The organism is Methylocystis sp. IM3 (assembly GCF_038070105.1).
GTDB lineage: Bacteria > Pseudomonadota > Alphaproteobacteria > Rhizobiales > Beijerinckiaceae > Methylocystis.
Genome location: NZ_JBBPBZ010000002.1, coordinates 1,897,535 through 1,922,837 on the forward strand (window position 1 = coordinate 1,897,535; position 25,303 = coordinate 1,922,837).

Genomic DNA, 25,303 nt, shown 5'->3' on the forward strand with positions numbered 1-25,303 from the left:
ACGCTCCGCCCCCATTCCAGCGCGCTAGTATGACACCAAGGCGCGCCGAAAAACTAAAATACACTAGCGCGCCGCCAGTATCGAAAAGGCAGACCGCTGCGTGCCATCTGTCGCTGTCACCGGCGCTCCGAGCAACGGCGCTCCATCCACGCGCGCGACCGCGCGGAAAACCGAGTGGTCCGAGCTGAAGCCAGCGTGACCACTCACGGCAATGCCGGTATTACGGAGACAGACATAGGTGCTCAACTCGCAACAGATGATGTCGCCGGGGGTGCCAAGCGCGGGACAATGTTCGGTCGGGATCACCGGGCGACCGTAAAGCGTCGCGTAACAATCGGCCGACGTTTCGCTCGGGCGAGCGTAGTAAAAGGTTCCGGGATTCGCCGCGTTAATTTTATTCAGCTGGCGCTCGACGCCTTCGCCGATCAGCCATACGGCTTTCGAGCGCAGGGGATATGCAATCGCGTCCCAAAGCTTGTCGAGATTTTCCTTAACGATTGTTCCCCCAGCCTGCCCGACTTCCTTCGCGACTGTGATAGTCGCCGGGGAGTGGATTATGCCCATCGGTTGGCCGCCGCCAAGGCCTTGGACTATCGCATGCTCGATCCTATAGGAGAGCTCGCCGGTGAAACTGCGCTCCAAAAACGGCGACAACAAATCGTCGATGTCGGCGACTAATTCATTGCTCGCCCACGCCAACGCCATGACCTTATGCGGCGTCAGCTCGATCATTTCCGCTTTAGGCTTGCCGGCCGGCGGCTGCGTCCCCTCGTCTACCCACGCCGAATAGACTCCGCCGAAACGAAGGTTATCGGCGCGCGAGGTTTCATCAATTCGCGGAAACTTGTGCGGTCGGCCGTCGCTGCTCTCGATAATCGTGCAGAGGCTCAAAATCGACGCTGCGTCGTAAAGCGATTGCAGAAACTTCCGCTCGTATTCCGGAGCAAAAAGGAAGCCGCCGCTCGCTGGATCGACTTCGCCCATGCCCTGCGGCGCGCGCTGCAACGGCGCCCTCGTAAGCCGGTCGCGATTGGACTCGAAAATTCCGGAATCGAGCGCGGCGCGGGCCATGTCGCCCAAACTCGCGAAAACGGTCCGGCCGCCCGTGCGCGCGACCTCCTTCAGTTCATCGATCGAGTATACTTCGCGTGCGGCGCTACCGCGTCGGTTGGCGGGAAAATTAACGGGCTTCGTCATCGGTCGTCACCGTGTTTTCGATTTTCGGGAGCGCCTCTTTGAGCGCGGCGATTTTCGCCGTGGCGGCGGCGTCATCGGGTTCGATCTGGAGGAGCGGAACCTCCTCTTGCAGAATGCGAATGATGGCTCTCTGACGCGCCGCGAGAGCTTCGGAGTTGGAGCTTACGGTCTCGCGTTTGCCGAGCATCGTCATCTCGACGTTGCGGTCGATTACCAAATGCTTACGCAACCCGTAATTTTCGTCGCGGAGCCACCGGACAAACTCTTCGATTTCCGGCGCTGCGTGCTCGGTTAGCTGACCCGCGTAAAGCTGCACAAGCCGATCATGTTCAAAAAGCGCGGACGCCTTCGCGGCGCGTGCGATCTGCGCGCTCGAAATCGCATCCGCCAAGGCGAGCTCAGCTTCGCGAACGGCGCGCACGGCGTTTTCGATTCCGGCTTCGAGCTCAGGCAGCTCCGCCGAGAGGCTGGCGTCGGCTTCGTCCAGGGCGCGGCGCAACGCCTGCCTTTCGCGCAGTCGGCTCGCCGCCAATTCTTGACGAATCTTTGCACCGATCTCGCCGCGCTCGATCGCGGAGAGCAGGTGCTCGCGATCGACTTTCGCGGGCGTGGGCGTGGGGTGGGTGGAAGGGGTGAGTTTCATGGCGAGTGCTGTCCTGCTCATGTGAGCAGAACACCGCGCCGCGTGGCCCGTTACAATAGGGCCTGACGGGCCAGCGTTAGGAACGGCCGCCGGTGAGAATCTTCCGGATCTGCCCCGCGCTTAGCGCCTCGCCGCCGAGGGCGTCGCGCACGTCGCGGTGACGCAGCATATCGCGCGCCACGTTCTCCGCCTTCTGCCTTTGTGAGTAGCCTTCATATTGCGTGTTCGCATAGGTGCGAATGTCGGCGTCGCGCAGGACTAGAAGCTGCTCCGCGCGTTCGGCGGGCGTCAATTTGAGCGCGGCCCGCCAACCGGTTTTGAAGGCGCGGACTTGCGCCTCTATCGCCGCGAGCAGCTCCGGCGTTACGGGGAGCGGGTCGGCGGGCGCGTCGCTCATTCGGCCAGCGCCTTTCGCCGCATCCGCGCGGCCTCGATGGCCTCATGGATCTGTGAGCGGAATGGCTCAGGCCGCTCGTCGGGCTGGGGGTAGCCCTGCATCTTCGGCCCCCAGGTATCGAAGCGGGCGGCGTAATGCGTGTCGAGCTGGCCGTCGAGATACGCGCGGCAGACCATGAGCGCCTTGATCAAGTCGAGATCGACCTTCATCTTTTGCCGCGCGTCTTTGGCTGCCTCGAGCGGCTCGAGCAGCTTCCGACCGCAGTAGATTCTCGCCTCCGGCGCGCGGTCTATCCGCCGCAGAATGGCTAGGAGGCGCTCGGGGTTATCGCCGGCGGCAATGGCCTCATCGATGTGCGGGACGACAATCCGCTCAATGCGCTCGGGGCTCTGGAAATCGTGAATCGGAACGTCACGATAGAAACCAATGTGAGGAATGGGTTCACGCATCTGCGCCAGGCCTCCTGTTCCAGATAATTTCGTGCTTCTGCGGCGGCGCGGCGTCAGGCTTCGCCGGCTCCTTCCGCAGGTCGATCAGCGTTCGGCAGGCTGAAACCCGCGCGGCCGCCGGCGCCGAGGGGTCGAGTGCAATCGACGCCAGGATCTTCTCCGGGTCGATCTGCTCGGGGGCGATGCAAAGCTTCTCAATCTGCCGTTGCAGCGTGACCGCGAGCTTAGGGCGTCCGGCTCCAGGCCGCCGCCCTCCACGGCCTTTCGCCTTTATGATTTTCGCGTCTTTCATCTCAATGCCTCAGCTATTCACGGTAACATAATACCATAGTCAATGGAATAGATCGTTGTTTCAAAAGAAGAACGCCTAAAAGTTGAATTTCCGGAAGTTTTAATTCTCGCGCGCGTAAATCTGTGGATGGCCCCGTCGCCGGTCGCGGCCCCCATTGCGTAAGCTTAAGAATAACCCCCCCCCGTCAAGATATAGCATTCACTCTCGGTCGATCATTCTGGGCTGGCTTCTTCTGAGTGCCGCAGACAGACTCGCTCGCAAACGAGCTGGCCCCCGGGGACAATGATCATGCCAAGGATACTGTTTCTAGGAAGAGTCCATCCTCACGCTCAGCCAATCAGCATCACCGATGTGCCTAACATAAATTGGGTTTCCCCGGATCTCGGGCTGACTATGGATTTTAATCTCCACATAGAGAAAAGTCAGGTAAGGATCACATGCGATATTTCGCGATGGTCGCAGGACTTGTTCCCTCAGGTTTATATGCGTGCGTTAGATATTGCGACATCAGCAGTCGATTTAGCAGCGTTCTCTACCGGAGTCGGATATGACGTTATTTTGGATACATTCGTTAATGTAGTTGGACTTAGCAGCCCGCTGATCCTGAATAATCCGCAGGTCGAGCAACTCAGCCTTTCTGTGAAAAGCCCAAGTGACTTTGATGCAGTCATGCGGATTATTCTTGGGAGCCCGAGTATCATTCGAGCCATACACGATCTTACAGACTGCCTAAGAGAGACGCACATAACTCCTATCGTTTGTGCGCGAGCCGTCGAGGCAATTAGGCATAACGTTGCTCCGGGAAAAAATCGAAAACAGGGGTGGCGCTCGATGTGTGACGCCCTTCGAATAGCAGAGACTTTCGTCCGGCCGATAACTGATCTTTCGACAGGTCCACGACACGGAGACCCCGCACATATAAGCGGAGAAAAGCTTCTCGATATTTCCGCTAGATCGTGGAAAATAATGGATCGCTTTTTTGAATTTAAGAAAAGGGGCGGCATTCAACCGCTACCTATATCCGATTTCCCGCTGTTATGCTGACCCCTGCATGACAGGGATTATATTACGTGACGAGCGGACCTAAAAAGCCAAGCTGCCCAGCTCCTTTACGCTTCACGCGCAACGCCCCGGGCGTCTCTTGCGCGCGTTGTCGATGCTCGTCAGAGACGGGCTTAATCGGGTTGCCGCGCAGGTCGTGACGCATTGCGCCGGGCGCGGCGAGCGCCACGAGGTAGCCGTAGCTCGCGACGTGCCTACCCACGGCGCCTTTGACCGCGAGAAGGCCATGGCCAGCCTCACGCCCGGCAGCGCGTAGCTCCTTGCGATTCCGATGACGAGCGGTTTCGGGTCAGGACCGAAGACCGACGGATAAGTTCGGGTCATCCACGCGCGGGCGGTCTCTGTGCGCGCTCTGCGCGCCTGTGAGATGCCCGCAGGGTCGGAGGCCGGCTTCGGCTCCTTGGCGGGCGCTGGGGGTGCTGCGGACCGCGCGCGCTTGGCGGCAGCCGCCAAAGCGGCCAGCGGGTCGGGGCGCGGTTGCGGTTGCGCGGGGGTAGGGGCGGCAGGGTCCCCGCAGGTGCAGGCCGCGTTGGGGACTTTACGGCTTTCGAAAGTCGTAGGAGCGGACGGCCAGAAGGCCCCAGCTTCGTGTCGAGATTAACGGCCATGATCTAGCCTTTCACCGGGAGTGGCGCGATATATTTTCTTTGGAGGGTCTGGGGCTGAGAACAAGCGGTGCAAACGGTGCAAGCGGCGCAAATCCCGCTTAGGTTGGTTTTGTCGCCTAATTCCTCCTGCACCGTTTGCACCGCTTGCACCGTCCGTTCTGGCCCCCAGACACCCCGTGAAAATTATTCGAAGGGGTTGTCGGGGTCCTGCTTCCACGGGTTGTCGACCATGTCCCGGACGGCCTCGGGCGTCGGAATGGCCTGGACGCCTTCGAGCTGCTCCGCCAAGTCCTTTGAACCAATCTTGACGCGGTAGGTGTGAGCCGCGCGGCCGCGGCTGCTCCCGAAAGGCGGATCAACTATCTCAACGATTTCCGCCGCCACCGCGTTCTTGATGCGCGTTTGGACGGCGTCGCTACTGTCGATTCCCAACGCCGATTTGATTTGCCGTTGAGAGACCTGCACAGTGTCAGGCACAGTAGGCGCGTCCTCGGATCTGTTTGGATCGACGCCGGGGTTGGCGCGGCGCCATGCTTCCAGCTCCTCGCGGACGGGGGCCGTCGCCTTTTCGTGAAGCCGTTCGAGAACGGTGACAAGCGCCACTACTCCCCTGTCGGCTCTCGGCGCATACATGGCCGCAAGGCCGCCGGCAAAAGCAAAATGCGCCCATTCGTAATCTTGCATGGTCGCAACGATGCGGCCCTCAGCATCGCGCTCGCGCAGCGCGGAATAGACGATGGCCGATGCGGCAACCGCCGCGATGATGTTGCCAACATCGCGCCGCGCGCGGAGCGGCGCAGAGAGACGCAACAGCGCCCCGAGCAGCGCGTCTGCGAAGGGGATGATAACGTCGTAAGGCCCGCCCGTTGCAAGCCAGCGTTGAAAGTCGATAAGCTCGCTTTTGGAGACGCCGCGCGCTTCCGCAGGCGCCGCGCCGTTTGCTGTAACGCAAATGCGCGAGACGACCTTCTGCGTCATCTCGCGAGACTCGTCAGTGTCCACGAGGAGGAGCCGCGTAAGCATTTCGTCTTCAACGTTCGAACGCGCGCTCGTCATTATTAGCGCGATAGGGCCTTCCTTTTCGAATTTGATCTCCGCCCTCGTCTCGTGATCTGCAACCACGAAAGAAACCTTCCCGTCGCTCACAATGCTTCGGATGACTGGGAGGATTTCGTGCTCTTTGCCGTCGCGGAGCACAAGCCCTGCAACTTCGGGCACGTAAACTATTTTATGGGAGATCGCGTGAACGTCATCCAACCCACCATAGTAAAACAGCGCTTTTGGCGAAGCGGAGTTCAAGCGAATAATATCCTCGATCGGAAAAGTTTCCAGCACTTTCTCCGTTAAATAATTTTTCCCGCTTGCCGGCGCGCCCCGACGAAGCAGACACAGCGCGCGGCCGTCGAGCAAGCGCGATGTTGCCGTGAGATAGGCCCCGACAATTCCCGCCTCTTCGCCGACAACCCCCGCGGCTTGCGTATAGTCGATTACGCGCTGCATCAAGTTGGGGTCCGTTGCGAGCTTATCGACCTTCGCCCACAACTCAGCGCGCAGCTTGGTGCGGGCTTCCACCTCTTCTTCGGCCCGCTTGCGAGCGGCTTCCGCAGCTTCCGCAGCAAGCTCTTCGGGAGATTTCGCATTTCGCGCCGCGTGCGCCGCGCGCGCGTTAGCGAACAGCTTGTCGATGTCCCGCTTTCCGACGCCGCATTTCTTATTAATCGCCTCCTTGATCGGCGCGAACGTGAGCGCATCGAGACCGACGATCGCGGCGGCGTTAATAATGTTGCGCGCTTTGTCGGATTCCTTGGCGGACAGTCCCTCGGCAGCTTCAGTGAGCTGCTCGGGAGTCATCCCCACAAAAGGATTGTCACTCCCATATACCTTCGAGCGGTTGGCCGCTTCCATCGCTGCGAGTTCCGGGTCGCCATCCAATTCCGGCCCCGGAGATTCGGTTGCGTTGTCATTGGAAAAGAGCGCGGAGGCTTTCGCCTGGAAATCCGCGTGCAAGGGTTTCGCGCCCCCCGTTTGCGCCTTTTCGAGATAACGCTTGTATGCGCGGCCGTCCCACCCAAGCGCGGCGGCGACTTTCTCGACCGGGAAGTCGCGCTCGATACGCATACGCTCAACATCGAGAATTGTGAGCTTAGTAGCCTGCATTGTCTTAGCCCTTCCGGCCCGTATTGTTCAGGAAATTACGAAGACGACTCCGAGCGTCGTTGGCGCGCGTATCTTGCGCGGACTGGCGCAGGCGAATGTCGCGGATGGTCCGGCGGAGCCAACCATCGAGTCCCCCATAGGAGTCGACGCGCTCCATGCCGCCGTAGGGCTCGATCAAATCAAGCAGCCCGTCTTCAATCTCTTCATCGCTGGCGCCGGCTAGAACCGCGTGACCGATCGTCCGCACAGCCGCCTCGCGCACATGGCCGCCCAGACCGATGATCTGACGCCCGTAGTCGAGCCACCCCTCCGCGCCGCTGCTTGTAGGCGTCGGGCGCGCCGCAAGCTCCGCTCGATGCTTCGCGTCAAGCTCTGCCTGGATTGCAACCGCGCGCGCCATGAACTCGTCGACGTCCAGAAACACGCGATCGCTTATGGAACCTTCGAGAAACATGACGCGGTCTTCGGGCGCGATCGGGTCTGTAAAGCCTTCGGGGTAGGGCGCGCGGGCGGTGTAGATGGGTTGGACGGTTCGCAGCGTTGCGGGGTCGAGACCGATGCGCGTCACGAGCTGGACGCTTGTCGCCCAAGCCCCTAGGCGCGTGTCATCTATCGGCGGGTGGATAGCGAACCATAGGCGCACGCGGGCCTTATCAGGTCCGCGCCATCCCGACTGCGTGGTTGGCGTCGCGATGCAATCGACGCCACGGAATGCGGCGGGCAATAAGTTATCGCGGGCGTGCAACGCCGCAGCACGTATATTCTCGCCGTTCCCGTAGGGCTCCGGCACAGGAAAGTCGTCGAGGTCGAGCGGGGCCCAATTACGCGGGCGCGGCACAAGGTCATTTCCGCCGCCGGGGTTGGTGTAACGGCGCTGGATCGGCTTCGTTAAATCGACCCCCGGGCGCGGCGCCGCGCGGACAATAAAGGATGAGCCGTTAGTAGAAAGTCGGGTCAAGAGACGATGAAGCCCATGCATCCCGCGAACAGTTCCTGTCTGACAGTAAAACTCCTCCCCCGCGCTATAGGCGCGGAGGGTGAGTTTTCCGTTCTCGTCTTCCAGGGGCTTCTTCCCCGCGAAACGGCCATCAACGGTCGTGAGCACGGTAAATTCCATTTCCAACGGGCTCAGCGCGGCGGCCTTCATTTTGAATACGGCCCGGCGATCTCCGCCGCGACTGCGGCGAAATATCTTCGTCCGTCGTTTCCAGCCCTGCACTCGACCGTCATAAGTAGGCGCGGAGGGTGGGAGTTTTTCACTGTAGGTTGCAATCGACCCGCAACGGCGTTGATGATGTCGGCGAGCGTCGCGTTGGGTGAGAGTAGGCGTTGGACGTCGAGCCCCCGCGCCATCTCCAGCACGAGCCCGATGTCCCGCTCGACGCGCCAAGAGAGGCGGCTTTCCTCGTGAAACTCGAGGTCGATCACGCGGCCGATGTAGCCGCCATCGCGCGTCATCTTTTCTGGCGCCGCGCCATCGGGATAGGGGCCGCCGAGGACCTTGAAGACCGCCGCCGCGCCAGAGATGCGGCCTTGCTTGGGGGTGTCGCGGAGGATCGAGCGGGCGAGTCCGGGTTCCGGCCGAACGTCATAGACTCCGCGCTCGGGGAAGGGACGAATTAAATTCGAGTAGCGATCGAGAGGATTCGACATTTGCGCCGTCCGTTATGTGTTACGGAAGGCGGCAGGCGAGGGTTTACGTTTATCGGAAAAGGCTCTATATGGATTCTTGCTTACAGAAACCCAGAGAGCGTGTGTGGCCCCCGCCGCCGCGCTTTTTTTCTTAGGCGGCCAGGCCCCTACCGGGGACGTAAGCCTTGGCTACCGCGCCAGCGATGCGCGTGCTTCTCCCAAGCTTCTCGACAGGCAGCCGGCGGGCCTGGATGTCCTCATAGATTGTCGTCCGCCCAACCGACTTGAGCGCGGCTAGTTCCTGAATGGTCAGGAAGCCGCCGGCCGCAATTTTGTCGGCGACCGTAACAAGCGGGGCGGTTCTCTCGATGTTGCGCATGCCTTGCTCCGTTTTCGAAGGGGCCGGGATGGTCGCTGGCTCTTTGTTCGCGACCGTCCGCCCGGCTCCCGGTGGACGCAGGCAGTTGCAGCACGGATTTGGGGGATGTCTGAAAATTACCGTGTCCCGAATTGCGCTTTTTAATTTAAGACAATGCAAGCGGTTGAGATGAAAGAGTTTTTGAGCGGCCTTGTCTCAAATTGTCTCAAATTCGGGGCGTTTAAGGGGATGTCGCCGTTTGGCGAATCACTCGGGGGCGCAGAGAGCGGTTTCGCCCCGTTTGCACCGTTTGCACCGTTGTTTCCGGACCCCACACCCAGCCAAGAAAATATATCCGCTGGGACGTCACATGCGGCGGGCTAAACGGGGGACCGCAGGCGGAGTTATGGCCCAAAATCACGGTTTCGAGCGGAACATAGGCGGGCTCGGCGCCCGCCCAGGTTTGTCCGCCTCCGTCCACTGGCGACCGCGCTTAATCGGAGAAATTTGGTGGGTAAACTGGGGGACGGAGTGACGATATCGAAGTATATAGCTATGTATAAACAAATAGATAGACAGCAATAGTTGCGGGCTGCTGCCCCGACCAGCTCCATAGAGATATTTCAAAGAGTTAGCCTTCTGTTTCGGCGTGCGGCCGCTTTGCCGTGCGCCGGATTCTCGCTCGTCCCGATTTCGGACGTCCGGCAGTGACAGCCTTTGGCCAGCTCTGAAGCAAACCGCCAGAGCTATACTGAAGGCGCGACCCTTTTTGACTCGGGTTTTGCTTCATTCTATTGTTACGGAAATTTTGATTACCCAGCTATAGCTTAGCCATATCCAGCCGGGCTTTTGGCCGGGTCCGTCAAACAATATCCAGCAGAACGGTTACGGTTGTGCTGCGTAACAGGGCGACCATTATTTGGATAAAATTACCACGCTCCCGACTCAGGCTCGTCTGATCTCTCGCCGGATAATGGGATCGATCGCATGGGGGTTTGCTTCCGCTGAGGCAGGATCGGGACCGAAGCGGCATGACGCCCTGGCATATCGCCCGGAAATCGACGGGCTCCGTGCGCTGGCCGTCGTTCCCGTCATCTTGTTCCATGCGGGCTTCGATATCGCCAGGGGCGGCTTCGTCGGCGTGGACATATTCTTTGTGATCAGCGGCTATCTTATCGCCTCGATCATCATGAGCGAGGCTCGAGCCGGCTCGTTCTCTATCGTGAATTTCTACGAGAGGCGGGTCCGGCGCATTGTTCCGGCTTTGCTTCTCATGCTGGCGGCCTGCCTGCCGGCTGCGTGGGCCCTGCTGACGCCGCAGGAAATGACAACCTTCTCCGAAAGTCTGGTTTCCGTCTGTCTTTTCACTTCGAACATATTTTTCAGCGCGACCAGCGGCTATTTCGACTCGGCCTCCGAGCTGAAGCCATTGCTCCATACGTGGAGTCTGGCGGTCGAAGAACAGTTTTACCTGTTTTTCCCTTTTCTCCTCGTCCTGTTGCTGAGAAAAAGCGAGAGACGCGCGCTCCAGGCGCTGATCGCTCTCGCTGTTCTCAGCTTTTTGCTGGCGCACTGGGCGTTGCCCCGATACCCCTCGGCGGCGTTTTATCTGCTCCCGACGAGAGCATGGGAGCTCTTTCTCGGCTCCTTCGCGGCCTTTTATCCAAATGGCCCGCGATTGGCTGGAAAGGGCTGGCGGGAAATTCCCGGCGGGATCGGTCTGCTTTTGATCCTTTACGCCATCATGTCTTATGACAGACAAACCCCATTTCCGGGCTTTTACGCGCTCGCCCCGACAATTGGCGCGGTTCTGATCATCCTCTTCGCGAGAAGCCACACGATCATCGGCAAGCTTCTGGGGGCGAGAGCCCTCGTCGCCGTGGGCCTGCTCAGCTATAGCGCTTATCTCTGGCACCAGCCCCTGCTGGCATTCGCCCGAAACGTTCATTTTGGAGGCCTCACAACGCGTTCCGCCAGCGTCGTCGTTCTGGCCACTTTTCCCATCGCCTATTTTTCCTGGCGTTTCGTGGAGCGCCCGTTCCGAACGGGTCGTTTTCTGACCCGCCCCCAAATCTTTGCTTCCAGCTTTGCGGCCGGCCTTCTTCTGCTTTTTTTCGGCGTGTCGGCGGTGATGAACAATGGCTTCGATGGGAGATATGACGAAGCCCGCCGGGACTTTCTGGCGCGTTTCGATAATAACCCCCCAGAGTGGCGTTATTTTACGACTCAGCACGTTTCGTCCGAATTCCGGCTCCAGTGCGACTTCTACAATTTCGACTCCCACCGTGCGGGGCTCATCAGCACAGTGCCCAAGGCCGGGATCGCAAAGGAATGCTACGAGCGCGACCCAAAATTCAGGATGGCCGTCTTCCTTTGGGGGGACAGCCATGCACAGCAGCTCCATCCGGGTCTTAAACGGACTCTTCCCGAAGACTGGCAGATCCTGCAGGTCGCAAGTTCAGGCTGCGCCCCCGTAATTGTGTCAGCCGGCAGCGCAACCAATTACTGCGAGCAGTCCAACTGGTTTGCCCTCGAGCAGATCGCGGTAACGAAGCCGGAAGTGGTTGTCGTCGCGCACGACAGCGTTCACAGCCCTGAAGTGATGACCGCGCTCGGCGACCATCTAAAGCAGCTCGGCGCAAAAAAGGTGATCTTCTTGGGATCGGTCCCGCATTGGCGGCATAATCTGCATGCTATTGTCGCAGTAAAGCTCTGGCCGGACACGCCAAGATACAGCTTTGCCCATTTGGAAGACAAATTCATTCTCTACGACGGATATCTAAAGGAAAAGTTTCGAAACAAGGCTGGCTTCATCTACATCAGCGCCATTGACCAGTTCTGCCGTGAAAGCGGGTGCAAGATTTACGTCGGAGACGACCGCAATACCGGTCTCACCGCGGTGGACGACGCCCATATGACAATAGCCGCGTCCGAATATCTCGCCAGGCAAGTTCTCGCCGCCGCCGTGGTCGCCGACGAGCCGATGCGGGAGGTAAGAAAATGACATGCTTGCGGGGACACGCCGGAAGCGCGGGCGGCGATCCATCTTGATCATGTTCCGACAGAGCTTATTGTCGCGGTCGGTCTTCGCCCGAGATGGGTCAGCTTGACTTTGACCTCGCTCCTAACGTTAGGCTTCATGGAGCTCGCCCTCCACCCTGCGACGGGATAGGAGCGACCTTTGAATGGAATGGGGGAGGCGACGCCGCCTGCGTGGTCCGGGGTCCGCTTCCGACCCTGGGCGCCCTTCATCAGACTGTGAGGCATAATGGGTTCCCGAAGAACGGCAGCTCGTCGAATTTCCGCCCCTGGCTCCGGCGCCAGCACGATCCGGAACACTGTGATATTCCCCGAATGGCGGAGCGCGAGCAGGTGATACCGTTTCTCGACGTGAAGGCGCCCTACACGGAACTCAAGGACGAGATCGACGGCGCCGTCGCGCGTGTCCTCAATTCCGGTCATTATATTCTGGGCGAGGAGGTCGCAGCCTTTGAGACGGAATTCGCGGCCTATGCGGGCGCCGCGCATTGCGTTGGCGTCGGCAACGGGCTCGATGCGCTGACGCTTGCCTTCAAGGCGCTGGATATCGGTCCGGGCGACGAAGTCATCGTCCCCTCCAATACCTATATAGCGACCTGGCTGGCGGTCTCGGCATGTGGCGCCAGGCCAGTGCCGGTGGAGCCTGATCCTGCCACGCACTGCCTCGATCCCGATCGCGTCGCCGCCGCCGTCACCGATAGAACACGCGCGCTTTGTCCCGTGCACCTTTACGGGCATCCCGCGGACCTCGCCCGGCTGAAGGAGATTTGCGCGCACTATCGGCTGCGAATGGTCGAGGACGCCGCACAGGCGCATGGCGCGCGGATCGGCGAGAGCCGGATCGGCGCCGACGGCGATGTGATCGCCTGGAGCTTCTACCCTGGCAAGAACCTCGGCGCGATGGGCGACGGCGGCGCGGTGACGACCAACGACTCCGGCCTCGCGAAACGCATCTCCATGCTGCGCAACTACGGATCGTCGATTAAATATGTAAACGTCGAGAAAGGCATGAACAGCCGTCTCGATCCGCTTCAGGCAGCGATCCTTCGGGTCAAGCTGCGCTCCATCGACGAATGGAATGGCCGGCGCCAGGCGATTGCCCGGCGCTATGCAGAGGGCCTCGCCAGCCTGCCCATCGGCCTGCCGTCGGTCTCGCCGGGCCTGACCCATGCCTGGCATCTTTATGTCGTCACGACGCCCAAGCGCGACGCCTTGCAGGAGCGTCTCACGAAGAGCGGCGTCGGCACGCTCGTCCATTATCCCATTCCGCCGTTTCGGCAGCAGGCTTATGGCGAGATGGCGCAATTTGCGCCGCAATGGCCTATTGCGGATCGGCTTGCGAATGAAGTTCTCAGCCTGCCCATGGGCCCGCATCTGAGCCTGTCCGATGTCGATCGGGTTATTTTCGCCGTGCGTGCGGCGCTTGCGGAAAGCTGAAGAAGGGCGCCAAAGCCGATGAAGCTGGTTTCGATTCTCATTCCGGCCTACAAGCCGTCGCATTTCCGGATGTGCCTGGCGAGCGCGGTCGCGCAGACGTGGGAAAACCGCGAGATCATCGTTTCGGACGACTGTCCGACCGACGCAATCCGGGACATCGTTGCGGAGTTCGGCGCGCAGGTCACCTATCTGCGCAACCCCAATCCGGGCGGCTGGGGGGTCAACAACGTCAATCACGTCATGGCGGCGGCGAAGGGCGATTACATCAAGTTCCTCTTCGACGACGACATATTGCATCCCTTCTGCACGCAATATCTCGTCGAGGCTCTGGAGGCGACCGCGGACCGAAATGTGAAGCTCGCCTTCTCGCCCCGGCGGACGATCGACGAGCACAACCATCCGATCGAGTTGATCAACCCCTTTGGCGTCACATCGACGACCGTGATCGAGGGGCGCGAAATCATCCGGCGAATGGCCAAGACCTTGCTCAATCCGATCGGAGAATTGACGACAGTCTTGTTCAGGAAGCAGGATCTTGCCGAACCCGACGGAAGCATCGAGTTCATGAAGATACGGGGAAAGCCATGCAACGGGCTTGGCGATGTCTCGGTTTTCACGCATCTCTTGGCCAAAGGGAATGCGGTCGCGGCGCCGGACACGCTCTCTTATTTTCGAATCCACACCGGATCCCTCAGCAGTCACGGCAAGAATGGAAACTGGCCGCATCTGATCATGGACTGGCGCAAGGTTATCGACCTCGCGGCTGACGAGGGGATTGTCGAAGGTTCGGAACTTTATTCTGCTTATGTCTACCTTGCCGAAAACATTCGGGCTTGGCTTCATGCCTATCCCGACTTCGCCGAGACATTCGCCGGCGAACTCGAAGACATTGCCGTCTCCGCGCGGAGGCTGCCGCTCGACGATCAAGAACAAAAAGCTCTTGCCGCCCTGGCTCGTTCATTTATTCCGCACAAGAAGGGGCTTCTTGCAAAACTGCGCGCTGTCGCTTTCTGAGTAGGGCAGGGGCGGCGCTGGAATATCGCGGTGAACAAAGGGCGGGATCGACCTCGCCCGCAAGCAGTCTGGCGGCGCCCGGCGCGAGGGAAAGAGTGCAGGATGGGACGGACGGCTAAGATACTGGTTGCCGGCGCAGGTGGAGCGCCCTCGGAAGGCGTGATCCATTCATTGAACAGAGCCGGCTTCGAGACTGTCGGGATGGGTAGCGAGCCCACCGACCTGATATTGTCGGCCGCCTCGCGCAAATATTGGGTTCCTTACGCGAACGCCCCTGAGTACAAAGGGCGCTTGCTCGAGATACTGCGGTTCGAGAAGCCCGATCTCGTGCATTTCCAGAATGATCTCGAGATTTATCACGCGTCCTTGCTGCGCGATGAGATCGTCGAAACCGGCGTGAAAATATTCATGCCAAGCCACGAAACGATCGACGCCTGCGTTCACAAATACAAATCCTGGCAGAAATTCAAAGCTGCCGGAATCAAAGTGCCCGAGAATATTCTCATCCATAACGAAGAAGATTTGCGAAGGGCGTTTGATACGCTTGGCAAGCAACAAGGGAACATATGGTTGCGCGCCTCATCAATCGGAGGGGGCGGAAAAGGCGCATTGCCGACATCGAGCTTCGAATTCGCCAAGGCCTGGATCGACCACTACAAGGGGTGGGGCGATTTTGTCGCGGCCGAGATGCTCACCAAGGATACAGTCACCTGGCTCTCCATTTGGCGCGAAGGCGAACTCATTGTGGCGCAGGGCAGGGCGCGGCAGGGATGGACTCACGGCAGTCGCGCGGTCTCCGGGATTACCGGCGTGACCAAGGTGGGCGTAACATTCTCGAGCCCCGAGCTGGACCGTATCGCCGAGAGCACAATCCGCGCCGTTGATCCGAAGCCGCATGGAATATATGGCGTCGATCTCGCCTATGACGCGGAGGGCGTCCCCAATCCGACCGAGATCAACATTTCGCGTTTCTTCACGACGATTCTGTTCTTCACCGAAGCGGGCCTCAATATGCCCGAGATCTTCGCGAATCTGGCGCTCTTTGGTGAAAGGCCCCGGCTCGAGAAGGTGAGGTCTCCCCTGAAGGACGGGCTCATGTGGCTTCGAGGCATGGACCGCGCGCCAATGCTTTGCACGGAAGCCGATTTGAATAGCCAGATCGACTATGGGCGGCATTCATGATCCCGTCAGGGGCGCATTGGGGCTTGTAGGAGGCCATCCGCCGCCTCTCCTACGGCGTTGACACCGGGTGGCGTTGGCCCGATAAATACCGCCGAAAGGCGGCGCGCCGGCATCGCCGTAGCTCGTGAGAATGATTGTGCACATCAACGGCGCAATGGTCGCCGTGGAACACGCGCCGGTCCACGACATGGTGTTCAATGTCGCAAAGATGCGAACGGTGTCTGTTATCGAATGAATTGCCTGATTGATCTCGATGGAACGCTGCTGGATGCGAGCGGTCGTCTGTACGGCTTGTTCTGCGAGATGATCGGTGACGACGCCAGTCTCAGCCTGCGGCAATACTGGGACCTGAAGAGAGCAAAGCAAAGCCACGCCGTCATCCTGAAAGAGCGCTTTGGCTACAGCGACGAAGAAATCCGGGATTTCGAGCGACGGTGGCTTGATCGCATCGAGGATGAGGACTGGCTTGAACGGGACACGCCGTTTGAGGGAGTCGGCGCTCATCTGGAAACATTGGCGCAAAGCGTCGACCTTCATCTCTTGACCGCGAGGCAAAGGCCCGAGATGGTCCGGCGCCAGCTGGAAAAGATGGGGTGGTCGTCCTTGTTCAAGAGCCTGCTGATCACGGGCGGCAAGCGAAGCAAGGATGAGCTTCTCGAGGGAGCAGCGCTGGAGCCAGCCGATTGGCTGATCGGCGATACGGGATACGACGTGAAGGTCGGAAAAAAACTGGGTGTGAGAACGGCCGCCGTCAGCAACGGTTTTCTCAGTCGCGAGAGCCTGGCGCCCTATGATCCCGACGTGTTGCTGGATAAGTTTACCGACTTTGTCCCCTGGGCAATCGACGATCGCAGGTAAGAAGAGGAACCATGAGCACGCAACAATCGGCGCATGAGACAGAGCTGCGGACTCTCAACAACATCGCTCTCGCTGGGCGGCCGGACGCCAACGCCAACCGCGCCTTGGTGGAATACACATTCTCCGTCGTCCGCCGGTATTTCAAACCGGGCTCCATACTGGAGCTGGGGCCGGCGGAAGGCATAATGACCGATCTGCTCGTCACGCTGAATCAGCCGCTCACGCTCGTCGAAGGGTCGGAGGCTTTCTGCAATCAGATCAGGGCGCGGCATCCTGGCCTGACGGTCGTTCATTCGCTGTTCGAGGGTTTCACGCCGCAGAACAAGTTCGACAACATTCTCATGGGCCATGTTCTCGAGCACGTCGAAAATCCGGTTGACATTCTGAAAAAGGCTCGGTCCTGGCTTGCGCCCGGCGGCAGGATCCTCGCGGCCGTTCCGAACAGCCGCTCCCTCCATCGGCAGGCGGCTGTTTTGATGGGGCTTCTTCCTTTCGAGGAGGCGCTCAATGAATCGGATACGCGCCAGGGCCACCGCCGGGTTTACAATCCCGAAACTTTCAGGCGGGATTTCAATGAGGCCGGCCTGGAGATCGAAGTGTTCGGCGGCTATTGGATCAAGCCGGTCTCGAATGCGCAGATCGAGGCAAGCTGGAGCGAGGCCATGCTGTCGAGCTTCATGAAACTCGGCGAACGCTATCCCGATATCGGGGCGGAGATTTACATCATCGCCAAAGCTTGATCCGCGGCCAATGGAGGCTCGCGGCCAGCGCAAGGCCCTCGCGCCGCAAGGCGGGCGCAGGGCTGGGCGGCGAAAATCGGGTTGAAAAATCTCCTCGGCCGATTACGAAGGGGGCGAGGGGTTTTCGCCTCGGCGGGGCAAGACCGGGCGGCGCCCGCCGCTTTCGAACAAAGCAAGAGGTTGAAATGACGGCTCGTATCTATCGCCAGTCTCCGAGCGTGACCCAGTCGGGACCGGGATCGGACAAGCCCTGGCGGCTCGATTTCGATCTCGAATCGCCGCGCTCCATCGAGCCGCTGATGGGCTGGACCAGCTCTGCGGACATGAAGCAGCAGATTCGCCTGCGCTTCGTCACCAAGGAAGAGGCCGTGGCCTATGCCGAGCGGACCGGCATTCCCTACCGGGTCGAGGAGCCCAAGCCGGACAACGCCTCGCGCCGCACGGCGTCCTACTCCGACAATTTCCGCACGAATCGCATAGGCTTGTGGACGCACTGAGAGACGGCGTCCGGCCCCGTAGCTCAGCTGGATAGAGCAACCGCCTTCTAAGCGGTAGGTCACAGGTTCGAATCCTGTCGGGGTCGCCAGCGCGACGCGCGCTTCTCCACAAATGACATATTCGCGCGCTCAACTCGGGCAAAGCCGGGCGGGCTGCTGAAAGGGAAGGGCGAGGATGCGGGACCGTCTTGCGGTCTTCCTGGCGCTGGGGCTCGCGCTGTCTTTTGCACCCGCGCCGGGCGCGGCGCAGGGCCTGCTCGAATTCCTCTTCGGCCCCGATCCGACGCCGCAGCAGGCGGCGCCCCGTCCGCGCGAATCGGCTCCCAGCCGCCGCGCCGGGGCGCCAGGGTCCGGAGGCGCCAGACCGGGCGCGGGCTTCGCCTCCGATCCCGGCGCCGGCGGCTTTTGCGTGCGCACCTGCGACGGCTATTTCTTCCCGCTGATCAAATCGACCCGCGCCACGCGCCAGCAGTCCTGTCAGCTTGCCTGTCCCTCGGCGGCCATGGACGTCTATGACGGTTCGACGATCGAGAGCGCCCGGAACCGCAAGGGCCAGCGCTATTCCGCCTTGCCCCGCGCCTTCGCCTTCCGCGACAAGGCGTCCGGCGACTGCGTCTGCAATGATCCGGGAAGCGCCGAAGCCTATTCCGAACGCGCCTCGAAAGACGACCCCACGCTGCAAAACGGCGACATCCTCGTCGAGACGGACGGCGCCTTCGTCTATAGCGGCTCGAAACTCGTGCCGCTCGGCGAGGCCGCCGTCTCGTCCAATCTCCGCAACCGCCTGCGCGCCATGCTGCGCCGCAGCCCGATGACGCCGCCCGTCCTCACCGGAACCATCGCGCCGGCGCCGCCGGCTCTCGAGATCAGCAAGGACGATCAGGCCGGCGTTGCGGCCGCGCGACAGGCGGCGCCTTGATTTCCTGCTTTACAGAAAGCCGGGGCGCGGCTATCCCGCCGGGGCCTTTCGTGACGTTTTTGTGACAAGGCGAGGGTCGTCGGCTCAACGTGGGGGGCGCAAATGCTGTCGTGGTTCCAGGCCCTGATGCCGCGAGAAGAAGGATTTTTCGACCTCTTCGAGCGCCATGCCGAGACGCTCGTGGCCGGCGCCGGGGCGCTGCGCCGGATGCTCGACGGCGGCGAGGGCTATCTGAGCTGCTGCCAGGAAATCCGCCGGCAGGAACACGCCGCCGACGATATCACCCGCGAGGCGCTGCTGGCCGTTCGCCGCACCTTCATCACGCCCTTCGACCGCAGCGACATTCGCGACCTCATCGTGGCGATGGACGACACGATCGACCAGATGCACCAGACGGCGAAAGCGACGCAGCTCTACGAGGTTCGGGAGTTCGACGCCTCGATGCGCCGCATCGGCGACATCATCGTCCAGTCGGCCGAGCTGACGCGCAACGCCCTGCCGCTCCTGCGCGCCATGAGCCAGAACGCCGCCAAGCTCAACGCCTTCAGCGAGGAAATCACCCGCATCGAGGACGAGGCCGACGCCATCCACGATCATGGCCTCAAAGAGCTCTTCCGCCTGCATCGCACGAGTGACCCGATGGCTTTCGTCGTGGGGTCGGAGCTTTACGGCCATCTGGAAAAGGTGGTCGACGGCTTCGAGGATGTCGCCAACCGGGTGACGGGCATCGTCATCGAGCATAGCTGAAAGGTTCAGCATGGCCGACGCACCGCTTCTCCTTTACGCGTTGATCGCGGTCGCGCTGGCCTTCGACTTCCTGAACGGCCTGCACGACGCCGCCAATTCCATCGCCACCATCGTTTCGACGCGCGTGCTGCGGCCGCAATACGCCGTCTTCTGGGCGGCCTTCTTCAATTTCGTGGCCTTTCTGTTCTTCGGCCTCCATGTGGCGCAGACAGTGGGCTCGGGCATCATCTCGCCGCAGATCGTCGACGACAAGGTCATCTTTGGCGCGCTGATGGGCGCGATCTCCTGGAACGTCATCACCTGGGCGCTCGGCATCCCCTCGTCGAGCTCTCACGCGCTCGTCGGCGGCCTTGTCGGCGCCGGCGTCGCCAAGACCGGAACAAGCGCGATCGTCTGGAGCGGCCTCCTCAAGACCGGCTCGGCGATCGTTCTCTCGCCGGCGCTCGGCTTCGTTCTGGCGCTGCTGCTGATTCTCGCGGTTTCCTGGATTTTTGTGCGCCGCACGCCGCTCGCGGTCGATACGCTGTTTCGGTCGCTACAATTCGTTTCCGCCTCGCTTTACTCGCTCGGACACGGCGGCAATGATGCGCAGAAGACGATGGGGGTCATCGCCGTACTGCTCTATTCGCATGGCGTCTATGGCGGCGACTTCAAGGTGCCGTTCTGGGTGGTGCTGACCTGCCAGGCGGCGATGGGACTGGGCACGCTCTTCGGCGGCTGGCGGATCGTTCACACCATGGGCTCGAAGATCACGCGGCTGACGCCGATGCAGGGCTTTTGCGCCGAGACAGGCGGCGCGATCACCCTATTTCTTGCGACGGGCCTCGGCATTCCGGTGTCGACGACGCACACAATCACCGGCGCCATTGTGGGCGTCGGCGCGGCGCGGCGGGTCTCGGCGGTGCGGTGGAGCGTCGCCAAGGACATCGTCATCGCCTGGATCGTAACCATGCCGATGTCGGCCTTCATCGCCGCGGCTTTTTACACGGGCGCGAGTTTCTTTGGATGAAGCAGGCGAAGAAGGAGCCGAAGGCCAAGAAGAAGAGCGAGCGGCCCTCCACGCCACGTCTGCAATATGGGGCCTTGCCGTGGCGCGTGAGCGAGGAGCATGGCCTGGAAATCCTCCTTGCGACCTCGCGCGACACCAAGCGGTGGGTCATTCCCAAGGGCTGGCCGATGAAGGGCCGCAAGCCCCACATCGTCGCGGCCATAGAGGCGCAGCAGGAGGCGGGGCTTCACGGCAAGATTGAAAAATCGAGTCTTGGCGTATTCGACTACGAAAAACGGATGAAGGGCGGCGGCCTCGTGGAGTGTCGGGTCGAGGTTTACGCGCTGCGTGTGGAGCGGCAGCGTAAGAAATGGCCGGAGAAGGGGCAGCGCGTCACTTACTGGTTCCCCTTCGCCGTCGCGGCGGGACAGGTGGACGAGCCCGGCCTGCGCGAGATTATTCTGGCCTTCGGGAAATCAGTGAAGCCTTGAGGGAGAGGGCGTCCCCAAGCCTGGCGAAGCCCGCGTCAAGATCGTCCTTCAGGTCGGCGACATCCTCGAGCCCGATCGAGAAGCGCAGGGCCGGGCCTTCTGGCGCCCAGCGGGTGGCCGTCCGGTAGGGGGCGCAGTCGAAGGGCAGGATAAGGCTTTCATAGCCGCCCCAGGAATAGCCAATGCCGAAGAGCTCCAGCCCGTCCACGAAAGCCTCGACGGCCTCCTTGGGGGCTGGTTTCAAAATGATCGAGAACACGCCCGACGAACCGGAAAAGTCGCGCTTCCATATATCGTGGCCCGGATGGCTTGGCAGGGCGGGGTGCAGCACGCGCACGACCTCCGGGCGCGCGGCCAGCCAGTGCGCAATGTCCAGAGCGGCGCGGCCTTGCGCCTTCAGCCGCAGCGCCATGGTTCGCATTCCGCGCAAGGCGAGCGCGGCGTCGTCCGGGCCGGCCCCCATGGCGAAAAGATTGAAGGTATGGCGCAGCCGCTTCGCCCATTTGGCGTTGGCCGAGACGAGCCCGATGAGAATGTCCGAGTGGCCGGAGAGATATTTGGTGCCGGCCTCGATGGCCAGATCGCAGCCGCGCTCGTGCGGCGGGAAGAGCAGGGGCGTCGCCCAGGTGTTGTCGATGACGATGCAGACGCCCTTCTCCCGCGCCGCCGCAGAGATGGCCGGAACGTCCTGTATCTCCATGCTCTGCGAGCCGGGCGATTCGACGAGAACGGCCGTCGTTTCGGGCCTGATCAGTGTAGCGATCCCGGCCCCGACGGCGGGGTCGTAATATTCCGTCGTCACGCCGAAGCGCGCGAGAAAACCGTCGCAAAAGGCGCGGGTCGGCGAATAGGCCGAGTCGGTGACGAGTAGATGCGCGCCGGCCTTGGTCGCCGTGAGCAAGGCGAGCGCGATGGCCGCGAGCCCCGAGGGGACGAGCACCGTCTCCGCCGCGCCGGCGATCTCGCTCCAGGCGCCCTCGAGCGCGCGCGTCGTGGGCGTGCCTTTGGTGCCGTAAGTGTAGGGCTGGCGCAGTAATTCCAAATCGCCCATGGTCGGGAACAGCACGGTCGAGCCGCGGTACACCGGCGGATTGACGAATCCGAAATGGTCAAAAGGCGCCCGCCCGGCCTGGGTCACCAGCGTCGCCATACTGTTTTTTCGCCGTTTTTTGTCCTTATCGCTCGCCATCGCCGTTCCGGTCGCGCCGTTTGCGCTTGCTGGAATCGAACCTAGTATAACAGCCATGCAAAGCCGAGCCTGACGATGATCGCCCGACGCTTTTTTCGCGCCGTCGCCGCAGCAGTCATGCTTGCGTTCGTGAGCCATGGCGCCTTTGCTCAAACGGAGCCGGGTCCGACCCTCGCGCAAGTGCTGCGGCGCGGGTATCTGTCCTGTGGCGTCACCGAGGCCGCGGGCTTCGCCCAGCCCGACGAAACGGGAACGTGGCGCGGCTTCGATGTGGATTTCTGCCGCGCCGTCGCGGCGGCCATCTTCGACGATCCCGCCAAGGTGCGCTTTCTCGGCCTCGGTCAAAAGGATCGCGTCTCGGCCCTGCAATCGGGCTGGGTGGACCTGCTCGCAAGCGCGGCGCCCTGGACGCAATCGCGGGATGGCGCGCAGCGCGTCGTCTATGCCGGCGTTTCCTTCCACGACGGCCAAAGTTTTCTCGTGCGCCGCCAGCGCAGCTTTGCCTCCGCCGCCGATCTTGCCGACGTTTCTGTCTGCGTGCAGCAGGGCACGTCGAGCGAGCTGGAACTGACCGATTTCTTTCACGCCCGCCGGACGCCCTACGCGCCGAAGTCCTTTCCGACGTTCGAGGAGGCCGCCGCCGGTTACGGCAAGAGCCAGTGCGACGCGCTGAGCGCCGACGCCTCGACCCTCTACGCGGCGCGGGCGAAGCTTACCGATCCGCAGGAGCACGACGTTCTCCCCGACCTTCTCACCAAGGCGCCGCGCGGCCCCGTCGTCAGGCAGGGCGACGATCAATGGCTCACGATCCTGCGCTGGGCGCTGTTTGCGATGATCGACGCCGAGGAGCTTTCAGTCTCGGCCGCCAACGCCGACGCCGCGCTGAAATCGGAAGACCCGCGCATCCGCCATCTGCTGGGAGTCGAAGGCGATCGCGGCGCGGGCCTCGCACTCGCGGGCGACTGGCCTTACCGCATTGTCAAGCATGTCGGAAATTACGCCGATGTCTTCGAGCGCAACCTTGGGCATAATTCGCCGCTCGACATGGAGCGGCGCGTCAACGCGCTATGGAACAAAGGCGGGTTGATGTATGCGCCAGCGGTCAGATGAGAGGGGTCTGAGGGGAGAAAGCGCGGCGGAGCTCTGGCCGCCGCTACGCCGTTTCGTCGAGATTGACGCGCGGATCGGCCGATGGGCGGTCGAGGGCGGGCCGTTCCGACGATTTTTCTACGAATTCATCAGGTTTGGATTGAAGCAGGCTTGGGCCTGCCTGTTCGGCGGCGTCATGCTCGCCTTGGTGCTGGCGACGCGGCTCTTCTATCCGCCAGATGCAGCTCTCAGCCGGTACGACTTCCTCTTTCTAGCCGCTCTGGGCGTTCAGGCGGCGCTGCTGCTTCTTCGCTTCGAGTCGGTGACAGAGGCGGGCGTCATCTTCCTCTTCCACCTGGTGGGCGTGGTGATGGAGCTGTTCAAGACCGCTCACGGCGCCTGGGTTTATCCCGAGACCGCCTTTTTTCGCATCGACGGCGTCCCGCTCTTCACCGGCTTCATGTACGCTTGCGTCGGCAGCTACATGATGCGGGCGTGGGAGCTGTTCGACTTTCGGTTTCGCAACCACCCCCCGATGTGGCAGGTCTCGCTGCTCGCCGTGGCGATCTACGTCAATTTCTTCGCGCACCACTATGTGGCCGACATGCGCGCGGCGCTTTTTGTCGCGACCGCGGCATTGTTCTGGCGCACGACCATTTACTACCGCATTCATCATTGCTGGCGTACGATGCCTTTGTTGCTGGCCGCGTTCCTCGCGTCGTGTTTCATCTGGCTGGCGGAAAACGCCAGCACTTACAGCCATATCTGGCTCTATCCCAATCAGTTGAACGCTTGGAGGCCTGTCGGCTTGGGCAAGCTCGGCTCCTGGTTCCTGTTGCAGATCGTCAGCTATGCGATGGTCGCGCTCGTCTGCAAACCGCAGCCGCCGAGCGAGGCGCCGTTGACGCGCTCGCGCGCCCGCCATGACGACCGGCTTCGCGCGGGGCTCTCAGCCTAGTCGTTGCGCCCGCGCCCACCACTCGGCCAAGGCCTCGCGCGAGGGCGCCACATCCTCGGCCAGAGGCCCGGCAAAGAGCCGCCATTCCTCGCGGAAATAAGGCGAGACCGCCGCAACGACGGGGATGCGCGCCATCATCGCGGCCCGGAAGGCGTCGCAGAGCCCGCCGCGCTCGGCTTCCTGCTTGGCGAATTTGCTCACGACGATGAGATCGGCGCCTGCGCGCGCCGCGCGTTCGACCGCCGCGCAGGCCAGCGCCAGCTCTCCGGCGTCGAGATTGCAGGCGACCGAACCGGGGCCGAGATCCTGCGAGATCAGGAACTCCGCTTCCGACGCCACGTCGCGCAGGAAGATCCGCGAGCGGCCCGAGGGGTCGGCGCCGCGCATCTGGGTGACGCCGCCGACGCGCAGGCCCGTATCGGTCAGTTCGAGCGCGAATCGCCGCATCAGCGACTGCACCGTTTCGCTTTCCTGCGCGGGGAGGGCCGCGATCGGGGTGGGCGGCAGGGCGTCGCGTTCCATCAGAACCCCTTTTTTCTTTGCGTTTCAGCGCCGGGAGCGGCCGACGCTAGCCGCGGCGGCACTTGTTTTGTATCGGAGGAAACCGATTTTATAATAACGTTACGAACAAGCGACGTGAACCTCAGTGGGCGATGACCGCAACAAGGCGCCGGCGCCGCGCCCCGCAGGCAAAGACAGCGCCATCGACGCCTTCCTCGAAAAGGCGCGCGGCGTCGCGGAGGCGGGCGGGCGCGGCCGGTTGATTTTTGCCCTCGACGCGACCATGAGCCGCCAGCCGACCTGGGATGTGGCGCAGTCCATTCAGGGCGAAATGTTTCGCGCCACGGCCCGGCAGGGCGGGCTCGACGTGCAGCTTGTCTATTTCCGCGGCTTCGGCGAGTGCCGCGCCTCGCGCTTTGTTTCGCAGGGCGAGGGTCTCGGCGCGCTGATGGGCCGCATTTCCTGCCAGGGCGGCAAGACCCAGATCGGCCGCGTGCTCGGCCATGCGCTCGACGAGGCGCGCGCGCGGCGCGTGGGCGCGCTCGTCTATATCGGCGACGCCATGGAGGAGAAAGCCGACCATCTGGCGTCGCTTGCTGGCGAACTCGGCCTGCTCGGGCTCAAGGCGTTCATGTTTCAGGAGGGCGACGATCCAGCGGCCAGGGCCGCCTTCCGCGAGATCGCGCGCCTCACGGGTGGAGCTTACGCCGCCTTCGATCTCTCGGCGCCGCGCCGTCTCGCTGAATTGCTGGGCGCCGCCGCCGCTTACGCCGCCGGCGGCCTGCCGGAACTGGAAAGACGCGCGGAGCAGGGCGAGGGCGCCGCCCGGCTGCTGCTGTCGCAGATGGGGTCACGATAA

At 61.8% G+C, this 25,303-nt stretch carries 26 protein-coding genes, 1 tRNA gene and 1 pseudogene; 15 read left to right on the top strand and 13 right to left on the bottom strand.

The genetic code is table 11. The annotated features are described in order from the left end of the window. Positions 1–63: 63 nt before the first annotated feature. The 10 genes and pseudogenes from WOC76_RS11155 to WOC76_RS11200 all read right to left on the bottom strand — a co-directional run bounded on the left by WOC76_RS11155 (position 64) and on the right by WOC76_RS11200 (position 8,816). On the bottom strand, positions 64–1,005 hold the full coding sequence (locus WOC76_RS11155; RefSeq protein WP_341106842.1) for a phage major capsid protein: 942 nt from the start codon (positions 1,003–1,005) through the stop codon (positions 64–66). Positions 1,006–1,180: 175 nt separating this feature from the next. Continuing rightward, positions 1,181–1,840, bottom strand: a complete 660-nt coding sequence (locus WOC76_RS11160; protein ID WP_341106841.1) for a hypothetical protein — start codon at positions 1,838–1,840, stop codon at positions 1,181–1,183. Between the two features lie 76 nt (positions 1,841–1,916). Then, positions 1,917–2,237 (bottom strand): hypothetical protein, encoded by a 321-nt coding sequence (locus WOC76_RS11165; RefSeq protein ID WP_341106840.1) that lies wholly within the window; start codon positions 2,235–2,237, stop codon positions 1,917–1,919. Next, positions 2,234–2,686 carry a hypothetical protein gene (locus WOC76_RS11170; protein WP_341106839.1) on the bottom strand — a complete coding sequence of 151 codons (453 nt, stop codon included), beginning with the start codon at positions 2,684–2,686 and terminating at the stop codon, positions 2,234–2,236. The genes WOC76_RS11165 and WOC76_RS11170 overlap by 4 nt, the downstream gene beginning before the upstream one ends. After that, on the bottom strand, positions 2,679–2,978 hold the full coding sequence (locus tag WOC76_RS11175) for a hypothetical protein (RefSeq protein WP_341106838.1): 300 nt from the start codon (positions 2,976–2,978) through the stop codon (positions 2,679–2,681). The genes WOC76_RS11170 and WOC76_RS11175 overlap by 8 nt, the downstream gene beginning before the upstream one ends. Positions 2,979–4,044: 1,066 nt before the next feature. Next, a pseudogene (locus WOC76_RS11180) lies at positions 4,045–4,245 on the bottom strand (ProQ/FINO family protein); the annotation flags it as partial. 586 nt (positions 4,246–4,831) lie between these two features. After that, complete coding sequence (locus WOC76_RS11185) at positions 4,832–6,805, bottom strand: hypothetical protein (RefSeq protein ID WP_341106837.1); 1,974 nt, start codon at positions 6,803–6,805, stop codon at positions 4,832–4,834. Positions 6,806–6,809: 4 nt separating this feature from the next. After that, positions 6,810–7,910 carry a hypothetical protein gene (locus WOC76_RS11190; RefSeq protein WP_341388394.1) on the bottom strand — a complete coding sequence of 367 codons (1,101 nt, stop codon included), beginning with the start codon at positions 7,908–7,910 and terminating at the stop codon, positions 6,810–6,812. 38 nt (positions 7,911–7,948) lie between these two features. Further along, positions 7,949–8,458, bottom strand: coding sequence for a hypothetical protein (locus WOC76_RS11195; protein WP_341106833.1), 510 nt, complete (start codon positions 8,456–8,458; stop codon positions 7,949–7,951). 130 nt (positions 8,459–8,588) lie between these two features. Next, positions 8,589–8,816, bottom strand: coding sequence for an excisionase family DNA-binding protein (locus tag WOC76_RS11200; protein ID WP_341106831.1), 228 nt, complete (start codon positions 8,814–8,816; stop codon positions 8,589–8,591). A gap of 952 nt (positions 8,817–9,768) precedes the next feature. Between WOC76_RS11200 and WOC76_RS11205 the strand changes: the two genes are divergently transcribed. The 3 genes from WOC76_RS11205 (at position 9,769) to WOC76_RS11215 (ending at position 14,285) form a co-directional block, all read left to right on the top strand. After that, on the top strand, positions 9,769–11,799 hold the full coding sequence (locus tag WOC76_RS11205; protein ID WP_341106830.1) for an acyltransferase family protein: 2,031 nt from the start codon (positions 9,769–9,771) through the stop codon (positions 11,797–11,799). A 368-nt stretch (positions 11,800–12,167) separates the two neighbouring features. Then, entirely contained in the window at positions 12,168–13,271 is a 1,104-nt protein-coding gene (locus WOC76_RS11210) for a DegT/DnrJ/EryC1/StrS family aminotransferase (RefSeq protein WP_341388397.1), read from the top strand. A gap of 18 nt (positions 13,272–13,289) precedes the next feature. Then, positions 13,290–14,285: a glycosyltransferase family 2 protein gene (locus WOC76_RS11215; RefSeq protein WP_341388399.1), complete on the top strand. Its 996-nt coding sequence runs from the start codon at positions 13,290–13,292 to the stop codon at positions 14,283–14,285. A gap of 168 nt (positions 14,286–14,453) precedes the next feature. Here the strand turns inward: WOC76_RS11215 and WOC76_RS11220 are convergent, their stop codons facing one another. Beyond that, positions 14,454–14,843, bottom strand: coding sequence for a hypothetical protein (locus WOC76_RS11220; RefSeq protein WP_341431418.1), 390 nt, complete (start codon positions 14,841–14,843; stop codon positions 14,454–14,456). A gap of 51 nt (positions 14,844–14,894) precedes the next feature. Between WOC76_RS11220 and WOC76_RS11225 the strand changes: the two genes are divergently transcribed. From WOC76_RS11225 to WOC76_RS11265, 9 genes are all read left to right on the top strand, one after another. Next, entirely contained in the window at positions 14,895–15,467 is a 573-nt protein-coding gene (locus tag WOC76_RS11225) for a hypothetical protein (protein WP_341431419.1), read from the top strand. A 231-nt stretch (positions 15,468–15,698) separates the two neighbouring features. Continuing rightward, positions 15,699–16,325, top strand: a complete 627-nt coding sequence (locus WOC76_RS11230) for an HAD family hydrolase (protein WP_341106821.1) — start codon at positions 15,699–15,701, stop codon at positions 16,323–16,325. An 11-nt stretch (positions 16,326–16,336) separates the two neighbouring features. Continuing rightward, complete coding sequence (locus WOC76_RS11235) at positions 16,337–17,065, top strand: class I SAM-dependent methyltransferase (RefSeq protein WP_341106820.1); 729 nt, start codon at positions 16,337–16,339, stop codon at positions 17,063–17,065. A gap of 185 nt (positions 17,066–17,250) precedes the next feature. Then, positions 17,251–17,562, top strand: coding sequence for an ETC complex I subunit (locus WOC76_RS11240; protein ID WP_341388404.1), 312 nt, complete (start codon positions 17,251–17,253; stop codon positions 17,560–17,562). 12 nt (positions 17,563–17,574) lie between these two features. After that, a tRNA-Arg gene (locus WOC76_RS11245) sits at positions 17,575–17,651 on the top strand. Positions 17,652–17,737: 86 nt separating this feature from the next. Then, positions 17,738–18,481, top strand: coding sequence for a DUF2865 domain-containing protein (locus WOC76_RS11250; protein WP_341106819.1), 744 nt, complete (start codon positions 17,738–17,740; stop codon positions 18,479–18,481). 102 nt (positions 18,482–18,583) lie between these two features. Further along, a complete protein-coding gene (locus tag WOC76_RS11255; RefSeq protein ID WP_341106817.1) occupies positions 18,584–19,228 on the top strand; it encodes a DUF47 domain-containing protein in 645 nt (214 codons plus the stop codon). Positions 19,229–19,238: 10 nt separating this feature from the next. Further along, entirely contained in the window at positions 19,239–20,237 is a 999-nt protein-coding gene (locus WOC76_RS11260; RefSeq protein ID WP_341106816.1) for an inorganic phosphate transporter, read from the top strand. After that, complete coding sequence (locus WOC76_RS11265) at positions 20,234–20,707, top strand: NUDIX hydrolase (RefSeq protein ID WP_341106815.1); 474 nt, start codon at positions 20,234–20,236, stop codon at positions 20,705–20,707. Before WOC76_RS11260 ends, WOC76_RS11265 begins: the two co-directional genes overlap by 4 nt. Here WOC76_RS11265 and metC read toward each other — a convergent pair. Next, positions 20,673–21,857 (bottom strand): cystathionine beta-lyase, encoded by a 1,185-nt coding sequence (metC, locus tag WOC76_RS11270; protein ID WP_445730629.1) that lies wholly within the window; start codon positions 21,855–21,857, stop codon positions 20,673–20,675. The two genes, WOC76_RS11265 and metC, sit on opposite strands and share 35 nt — an antisense overlap. 114 nt (positions 21,858–21,971) lie before the next feature. Here metC and WOC76_RS11275 point away from each other — a divergent pair, with 114 nt between their 5' ends. Together WOC76_RS11275 and WOC76_RS11280 are read left to right on the top strand one after the other, a co-directional pair. After that, positions 21,972–23,006, top strand: coding sequence for an amino acid ABC transporter substrate-binding protein (locus WOC76_RS11275; protein WP_341106811.1), 1,035 nt, complete (start codon positions 21,972–21,974; stop codon positions 23,004–23,006). Continuing rightward, entirely contained in the window at positions 22,987–23,943 is a 957-nt protein-coding gene (locus WOC76_RS11280) for a DUF817 domain-containing protein (protein ID WP_341388406.1), read from the top strand. Before WOC76_RS11275 ends, WOC76_RS11280 begins: the two co-directional genes overlap by 20 nt. Here the strand turns inward: WOC76_RS11280 and WOC76_RS11285 are convergent. After that, positions 23,935–24,465: a DUF2478 domain-containing protein gene (locus WOC76_RS11285; protein WP_341106807.1), complete on the bottom strand. Its 531-nt coding sequence runs from the start codon at positions 24,463–24,465 to the stop codon at positions 23,935–23,937. The genes WOC76_RS11280 and WOC76_RS11285 overlap by 9 nt on opposite strands. Positions 24,466–24,589: 124 nt before the next feature. On the opposite strand from WOC76_RS11285, the gene WOC76_RS11290 reads away from it, so the two are divergent. Beyond that, positions 24,590–25,303 carry a VWA domain-containing protein gene (locus tag WOC76_RS11290; RefSeq protein WP_341106806.1) on the top strand — a complete coding sequence of 238 codons (714 nt, stop codon included), beginning with the start codon at positions 24,590–24,592 and terminating at the stop codon, positions 25,301–25,303.